The following is a 687-nucleotide window of genomic DNA, read 5'->3' as shown; positions in this document are numbered from 1 at the left end:
CTCTTTTGGTGAGCATTTTCTGTGACATTTGAATCAATTCGTCCACTTCAATATCAAATGCTCTTTTCGTAACTTTTAGCTGCGATGGTTCAAATTCGAGCGCTCCCATTCCTCGTGTTCCAATAAAGCATAGCATTTCAACTGGATTCATACCGTTTTCAGGTCGTCCATTTTGCGCTAACCAAGTATTGATTAATTGGTTTCCATAATCGTCTGGCAAAACATCTGCTAACAATCCAGGCAATCCTTTAAAAGTTATGGTATTTCTAAGCTCAGGAAATGAGAAAATACGATTCACTGCATTATTGATTGGCATTTTCAAAGGAGCCAAATCTATCTGTTGAGCTATGAATTTTGGTTCGTATTCAAAACTAGCAGTGCCTGAGTTTTCATCCCAAGCAACCGCTCCAATGGTTTCTCCCCATATTTTCACAAAGGCTGTTGTGATCATTACCAATCAGATTTTTTAGGATTGTTGTCATTTGTATTTCGGGCTCTTTTTCTTTTGTTTTGCTCCAATTTTGCTAATTGTAGCGGACTTACTTGTTCCTGCACGATAAAGCTATCCATGACATGCAGCAAGTTCAGAACTCTTAGTACTTGTAATAAAGATTGCAAATTGATTTTCCCTCCATTTTCGATTTGGGTCACTGTAGAGCGATTGATTCCTGCTTCTTTAGCAAGTTG

The 687-nt window shown here is 38.1% G+C and carries 2 protein-coding genes; both read right to left on the bottom strand.

Annotated elements, in window-relative coordinates:
- A partial coding sequence (locus IU405_RS00070) for a HipA N-terminal domain-containing protein (protein ID WP_197436640.1) occupies positions 1-451 on the bottom strand: 451 nt, incomplete at its 3' end.
- The coding region (locus IU405_RS00065; RefSeq protein WP_197436639.1) for a helix-turn-helix domain-containing protein at positions 451-687 on the bottom strand (237 nt) is incomplete at its 5' end. The genes IU405_RS00070 and IU405_RS00065, both read right to left, overlap by 1 nt.

Source organism: Polaribacter sp. BAL334 (assembly GCF_015767435.1).
In the GTDB taxonomy this organism is placed as follows: Bacteria; Bacteroidota; Bacteroidia; order Flavobacteriales; family Flavobacteriaceae; genus Polaribacter.
This window is presented reverse-complemented; position numbering and strand designations above follow the sequence as displayed.